Here is a 6,395-nt window from a genome sequence, read left to right on the forward strand (position 1 = left end):
CACGGTCAGCGCCAACATCACGGTCACCAGCAAGGCTCGCGGCGACCAGGACAGGGCCAGGGCCAGCCGTCATGGCTGGACCAGCCATCGCGGACGCCGCAGTCATGTCACCACCACCTCCCCATCATTCGAACATATGTTCGTCATTTTGTCAATGGTTCGATCCCGGTCGCGCCTGACTGCCTCGACTTGCACGGGGTTCGACGACGGAGACCTGGCCGAAGGAGAATGCGCGCCCGACCCCCGGTCTCGCTCCGACAGGCTGCGAGCCGGCCAGAACAGAGGTCACCATGGCTCTTGCGGCCAACCTGGTCCGCCGCGGCGCACTCCAGCACGCTGATCGCCCGGCCGCATCACTCATCCACGCGAGCGGCACCTTCGTGCTGCCCTACTGGATCCGCGGTGGTGCCTCGGCGGTCCTGCCGTCGTTCGCCCCCGCCGACTTCGCCGCTGCCATCGGCCGGTACCGAGCCACCGAGATCGACCTCGTGCCGACCATGTTCGCAATGCTGCTCGGGTCCGGCGCGCTCGACGGAGCCGACCTGTCGTCGCTCCGCCGCGTCGTCTGTGGCGCGAGCCCGATGCCGCGTCCACTCCTGCGGTCCTCGATCGACACGTTCGGCCCGATCCTCACCCAGTACTACGGCCAGACGGAGGCGCCGCTCTGCATCGCCGCCTTGTCCCCCGTCGACCACGCCGACGAGTCACTGTGGGGCGCGTGCGGGCAGCCCTCCGTCGACGTCGACGTGCGCCTCGTCGACGAGCCCGGCTCGGACGTCACGTCGGGTGAGATCGGCGAGATAGCGCGTTCGTCGCCCTCCGCCCCGGCGCCGATGCGGACGAGCAGGACATCATCGCGCACGTGCGCGGGCGGCTCGCCGCGCACAAGGCGCCGAAGTCGGTCCACCTCGTCGAGGCCGTCCCCAGGTCCCCGGTCAGAGGGCAACTACCTCCACCAGCCCCTCGATCCCGGCGAAGTCCGCTGGGTTGCGCGTGTAGAGCCGAGCACCATGTGCGTGTGCCGTCGCAGCGATCAGAAGATCCATGACCCGACGCCGCGGTTGTCGCCCCGCCTCGACAACGGCTGCGGCCAAGCGGCCGTAGCTGACGGACACCGCCTCGTCGACCGGCAACGCGTCGAAGTGGTGCTGCAGCAGGCTCAGGCGCCGGAGCCGCTCGGCTCGGATCGCGGCGGTCTGGGCAACCAAGACCCCGAAGTGCAGCTCGGCCAACGTGATGGCGCTGACCGCAAGCACTCCCGGCAGCGGAGCAATGCCCTCGGCGAGGACCACGCTCGTATCGAGGATCGCGCGCTCGGGCGGGGGGACGCCTCCCGTCATCGGCGTGCCCACGGATCACGAACTCGTGGGTCGAGCAGATCCCTGTCCTGCTCCCACTCGCTGTCCGTCGGCCCGTGGAACAGCTCGGCGATGTCGTCCCAGTTCCTCCACCGAGTCGGGCGCGCGGCCACCAGGCGCGCGCTCGGACGACCGGAGACGGTGATGATGATCTCCTCTCCTGCCTCGACCCGTCGCACCAGATCAGATGCGGCTTGACGCAGCTCGCGAAGCCCCACCGTGGTCATGCAACCAATGTAGCACTCATGCTACTGCGCATGGCGTGCCGACGAGCCGACGACGGCAGAGTCGTCGCCGCGGCTCTCCGGCCGTCGCCCCCTCCCCAAGCCCGCGCTGACTCAGCGCCGGGGCTGGGGGCCGGCTCAGCGGCATACCAGATGGAAGCGGCTCCCCCGCGACGAGACTCAGCCCTTGAGCTCCGGGAACTGCTCGTCGCGCCACTCGAGGTCGGGGCGGTCCGACCCGGCCTCGTCGAGGTCGACCTCGCGACCGCGCAGCTCGACCCGGCGGATCTTGCCCGAGATCGTCTTGGGCAGCTCGAAGAACTCGATCCGCCGCAGCCGCTGCCACGGCTGCAGCCGCTCTCGCGCGTGGGCGAAGATCGACTTGGCGACCTCCGCGCCCGGCTCGTATCCCGGCACGAGCGCGATGTAGGCCTTCGGCACGGCCAGCCGGACCGGGTCGGGGGTCGGCACGACGGCAGCCTCGGCCACGGCGGCATGCTCGATGAGCACCGACTCGAGCTCGAAGGGGCTGATCTTGTAGTCGCTCGCCTTGAACACGTCGTCGGTGCGCCCGATGTAGGTGATGTAGCCCTCGGCGTCCATCGTCGCGACGTCACCGGTGTGGTAGAAGCCGCCCGCCATGGCGGTCTCGTTGCGCTCGGGATCGCCTTGGTAGCCGGACATCAGCGGCAGCGGGTGGGCGGCCAGGTCGAGGCAGATCTCGCCCTCGACCATGCCGCCCTCGTCGGCGGCCGCACGCTCGCCCGTGATCGGGTCCACGAGCACGACCGGCACACCCGGCAGCGCCCGCCCCATCGAGCCCGGCTTGAGCCGCTGCCCGGGGGTGTTGGCGGCCTGGGCCGTCGTCTCGGTCTGGCCGTAGCCGTCGCGGATGGTCAGGCCCCACGCCTTGGTGACCTGCGAGATGACCTCCGGGTTGAGCGGCTCCCCCGCCGCGATGACCTCGCGCAGGTCCCCCGGCCCGCCGGACAGGTCGGCGTTGATCAGCATCCGCCACACCGTCGGCGGCGCGCACAAGGACGTGACGTGGTGGGTGCGTAGCACGCGCAGCAGCGCCTCCGGGTCGAACCGGGAGTAGTTGTACATGAAGACGGTCGCCTCGGCGATCCACGGTGCGAAGAAGCACGACCACGCGTGCTTGGCCCAGCCCGGGCTCGAGATGTTCAGGTGCACGTCGCCGGGCTCGAGCCCGAGCCAGTACATCGTCGACATGTGCCCGACCGGGTAGGACACCTGGGTGTGCTCGACCAGCTTGGGCCGGCTCGTGGTGCCCGACGTGAAGTAGAGCAGCAGCCGGTCGTCCGGAGCCGTGCCCGGGTGCTCGGCGGGCGGCGCGTCGATGTCGTATGCCGCTGAGTAGGCCTCCCAGCCCTCCGGCACCTGCGCGCCGCGGTCGATCACGACGCGCAGGTAGTCGCCCTCGATGTCGTCGAACTTGTACGTCTCGGTCGGGCTGGTGACGACCGCGCGAGCGGCCCCTCGTTCCATCCGGTCGACGAGGTCCCCGGGCCCGGCGGCGGTCGTCGTCGGCATGATGACCGCGCCGAGCTTCACGACACCGAGCATGGTCTCCCACAGCTCGACCTGGTTGCCGAGCATGACGATGACCGAGTCGCCCCTGCCGATGCCCTTGCCCGCGAGCCAGGCCGCGGCCTGGTCCGAGCGCCGCGCGAGCTGGTCGAAGCTCCACGAGCCGACCGACTCGTCCTGCTCGACGATGACCAGCCCCGGACGGTCGTTGCCGCGCGCGTAGGCGTCGAACCAGTCGATCGCCCAGTTGAACCGGTCGCCGAGGTCGGGAAAGCGGAAGTCTCGGACTGCCGCGTCATAGTCCTCGCGCATGGCAAGAAGCGAGTCGCGCGCGGATCGATAAGCCGTGGTCGCGTCAGTTGCAGTGGTCGTGGTGTCCGTCATGACCTGACCTTCTCACCCTCAGCGCTCCAGTCAAGGGACCGGGACCTCATCGTCAAGCGGGCGGCAAGTCCCGGGTCGAGCGGGCAGCAAGGGCACGGTGAAGCGGCGTACGGTGGCGCCATCCCCATCTAGGCTCGGGACGTGGGATTCCCGGAGAACGTCCTCGCTCGAGGCGAGAAGGTCGTCAAGAGCCTGCACCCGCACTGGCTGACCGTCGCCGTGCCGACCCTGCTCGCGGTCCTGCTCCTGGCGGCCGGGATCGCGGTGGCCTGGGCCACGCCCGACGACCGGACCGGCAACCTCATCCAGTGGGTCGTCGCCGGAATCCTGGCAGTCCTCGCGATCTGGCTCGTGCTCGTGCCGTTCCTGCGGTGGCGCACGACGCACTACGTCATCACGAGCCACCGGGTCATGGTCCGCCGGGGCATCCTCAGCAAGTCGGGCAAGGACATCACACTGTCCAAGATCACGGATGTCTCGTTCGAGCAGACGCTGCTCGACCGGATCGTCAACGCAGGCTCGCTCCGGATCGAGTCGGCCGGCGACAGCCCGGACGAGCTGCTGCACAACATCCCGCGCAGCAATGATGTCCAGCAGCTCGTCAACCGGCTCGTCGACGAGGACGACCTGCGTCGGCGTCGTTCCGCGCAGTCGCCGCCGGACCAACCGGGCCAGGCCTGAGCGCCGACCGAAGCGAGGACACGAGCCGGGTCCCACGCTCCGCGTGGGCGGAACGAGGGAGGCCCGCAGCTGAGGGAAGAGGCGCGAGCGAGGGCCTGAGCGGCATACCGGGACACAACGCCCTCGAACGGCGATCGACGGGTAGGGCCCCGACACCTCGACACGACCCCGCGTTAGGGTCCCGACAGAACACCTGCGAGAGAGGCGCCCCATGACCGAGGTCACGTCCACCCAGTCCCTCACCGAGCCCACCGGCGCTCCGGTCCCGTCGAGCGTGCCGACGCACTGGTACAACCTCTCGGCCGACCTGCCCGAGCCGGTGCCGCCGGCGCTGCACCCCGGCACCAAGGAGCCGCTCGGCCCGGCCGACCTCGCACCGCTCTTCCCGATGGCGCTGATCCAGCAGGAGGTCACGACCGAGCGATGGGTCGAGATCCCGCAGACGGTCCGCGAGATCTATGCGCTGTGGCGCCCCTCGCCGCTCATCCGCGCCTACCGTCTCGAGCGGGCGCTCGGCACCCCGGCGAAGATCTACTACAAGTACGAGGGCGTCAGCCCGGCCGGCTCGCACAAGCCGAACACCGCTGTGGCACAGGCCTACTACAACGCGGTCGAGGGCACCCGGAAGCTCACGACGGAGACCGGCGCGGGCCAGTGGGGCGCCTCCCTCGCGCTCGCGTGCTCCCTGCTCGGGCTCGAGTGCGAGGTGTGGCAGGTGCGCGCGTCGTTCGACACGAAGCCCTATCGCCGCATGCAGATGCAGACGTATGGCGCTAGCTGCCACCCGTCGCCCTCTGACCTGACCGAGGCGGGCCGGGCCATGCTCGCAAAGGACCCTGACACGACCGGGTCGCTCGGCATGGCCATCTCCGAGGCCGTCGAGGCCGCGGCGACAGACCCGGAAGCCCACTACGCGCTCGGGAGTGTGCTGAACCACGTCCTGCTGCACCAGTCGGTCATCGGCATCGAGGCGCTCGAGCAGCTCGACGCGATCGGCGAGACCGCGGACATCGTCTTTGGCTGCGCCGGCGGCGGGTCGAACCTCGGGGGCCTGTCCTTCCCCTTCATCGGCCGCAACCTGCGCGACGGCACCTCCACGCGGGTCGTCGCGTGCGAGCCGACCGCGTGCCCGTCGCTGACCCAGGGTGAGTACCGCTACGACTTCGGCGATGTCGCCGGGCTCACGCCGCTGCTCAAGATGCACACCCTGGGTCACGACTTCGTGCCCCCGCCGATCCACGCAGGCGGGCTGCGCTACCACGGCATGGCGCCGATGGTGTCGCACGCGCGGGAACTGGGGTTGCTCGACGCGATCGCGGTCGAGCAGGACGACGCCTTTGCCGCGGGGATCGAGTTCGCCCGGGCCGAGGGCATCATCCCGGCACCGGAGTCGACGCACGGCGTGGCCGGCGCCATCGCGCAGGCCCGGGCTGCGACGACCGACGAGACGATCGTCATCGGCCTGTCCGGCAACGGCGTGCTCGACCTGCCGGCCTACGAGTCCTTCCTCTGACGGGCTTCCGGCCGGCTGTGCGTGGTTTGCGTCGCCCCGACGACAACGACCACGCACAGCCCATGCGCAGGATACGACGCAGGTGGGCTCGGTCCGCTCAGGCGGGCCAGACGCGGGAGCTGCCCCGGCGGTGGCTCGACACGAGATGGGTGTCGACCATGCCGATCGCCTCCATGAGGGCATACATCGTGGTCGGCCCGACGAACGCAAACCCCTTTCCCCGCAGGGCCTTTGACAGAGCCACCGACTCCGGCGACAACGTCGGCACCTCCGAGTGGTCCCGCGGCTGGGGCGTCGCGGCCGGTCGGAACGACCAGACGAAGTCAGCGAGACCGCCCTCGTCGCGAAGCCCGACCGTGGCCCGGGCGTTGCCGATCGTCGCCTCGATCTTGCGCCGGTTGCGCACGATCCGGGCATCGGTCATGAGCCGGTCGACATCGGCCGGTCCGAACCGCGCCACGATGTCCGGGTCGAAGCCCGCGAACACCTCGCGGAAGGCCGGGCGCTTGCGCAGGATCGTGGCCCACGACAGCCCGGCCTGGAATCCCTCGAGGCAGATCCGCTCGTAGACTCCGCGCTCGTCGCGGACCGGCATGCCCCACTCGGTGTCGTAGTACTCCCGGAGCAGGGGGTCGGTGGACGCCCACTCCGGCCGGGCCGAACCGTCGTCGCCGATCACCGTCA

Annotated in this window: 6 protein-coding genes and 2 pseudogenes; 4 read left to right on the forward strand and 4 right to left on the reverse strand. The window is 70.1% G+C overall.

Annotated features, from left to right (window positions below):
* Window positions 1-290 precede the first annotated feature (290 nt).
* Window positions 291-806 (forward strand): annotated as a pseudogene (locus L0H79_RS22315) (AMP-binding protein); the annotation flags it as partial.
* 11 nt (window positions 807-817) lie between these two features.
* A pseudogene (locus L0H79_RS22320) lies at window positions 818-1,048 on the forward strand (hypothetical protein); the annotation flags it as partial.
* On the opposite strand, the gene L0H79_RS19660 reads toward L0H79_RS22320, so the two are convergent.
* The 3 genes from L0H79_RS19660 to L0H79_RS19670 form a co-directional block, all read right to left on the reverse strand.
* Entirely contained in the window at window positions 936-1,340 is a 405-nt protein-coding gene (locus L0H79_RS19660; protein WP_301486336.1) for a type II toxin-antitoxin system VapC family toxin, read from the reverse strand. The pseudogene L0H79_RS22320 and the gene L0H79_RS19660 sit on opposite strands and share 113 nt — an antisense overlap.
* On the reverse strand, window positions 1,337-1,585 hold the full coding sequence (locus tag L0H79_RS19665) for a type II toxin-antitoxin system Phd/YefM family antitoxin (RefSeq protein WP_301486337.1): 249 nt from the start codon (window positions 1,583-1,585) through the stop codon (window positions 1,337-1,339). The genes L0H79_RS19660 and L0H79_RS19665 overlap by 4 nt, the downstream gene beginning before the upstream one ends.
* Window positions 1,586-1,762: 177 nt before the next feature.
* The gene (locus L0H79_RS19670; protein WP_301486338.1) at window positions 1,763-3,517 is read right to left on the reverse strand and encodes an AMP-binding protein; all 1,755 of its coding nucleotides are present in this window, start codon (window positions 3,515-3,517) and stop codon (window positions 1,763-1,765) included.
* Window positions 3,518-3,658: 141 nt separating this feature from the next.
* Here L0H79_RS19670 and L0H79_RS19675 point away from each other — a divergent pair, with 141 nt between their 5' ends.
* Together L0H79_RS19675 and L0H79_RS19680 are read left to right on the forward strand one after the other, a co-directional pair.
* A complete protein-coding gene (locus L0H79_RS19675; protein ID WP_301486339.1) occupies window positions 3,659-4,198 on the forward strand; it encodes a PH domain-containing protein in 540 nt (179 codons plus the stop codon).
* A 211-nt stretch (window positions 4,199-4,409) separates the two neighbouring features.
* The gene (locus tag L0H79_RS19680) at window positions 4,410-5,711 is read left to right on the forward strand and encodes a TrpB-like pyridoxal phosphate-dependent enzyme (RefSeq protein ID WP_301486340.1); all 1,302 of its coding nucleotides are present in this window, start codon (window positions 4,410-4,412) and stop codon (window positions 5,709-5,711) included.
* Between the two features lie 97 nt (window positions 5,712-5,808).
* Here the strand turns inward: L0H79_RS19680 and L0H79_RS19685 are convergent, their stop codons facing one another.
* A complete protein-coding gene (locus L0H79_RS19685; protein WP_301486341.1) occupies window positions 5,809-6,390 on the reverse strand; it encodes a DNA-3-methyladenine glycosylase I in 582 nt (193 codons plus the stop codon).
* Window positions 6,391-6,395: the final 5 nt, after the last annotated feature.

The sequence above is a fragment of the Intrasporangium sp. genome, from assembly GCF_030452765.1.
Taxonomy (GTDB): Bacteria; Actinomycetota; Actinomycetes; order Actinomycetales; family Dermatophilaceae; genus Intrasporangium_A.

Coding starts and splice junctions, on each gene's coding strand:
- L0H79_RS19660 (WP_301486336.1), bottom strand. CDS start 1,340: ATGACGGGAGGCGTCCCCCCGCCCGAGCGCGCGATCCTCGATACGAGC.
- L0H79_RS19665 (WP_301486337.1), bottom strand. CDS start 1,585: ATGACCACGGTGGGGCTTCGCGAGCTGCGTCAAGCCGCATCTGATCTG.
- L0H79_RS19670 (WP_301486338.1), bottom strand. CDS start 3,517: ATGACGGACACCACGACCACTGCAACTGACGCGACCACGGCTTATCGA.
- L0H79_RS19680 (WP_301486340.1), top strand. CDS start 4,410: ATGACCGAGGTCACGTCCACCCAGTCCCTCACCGAGCCCACCGGCGCT.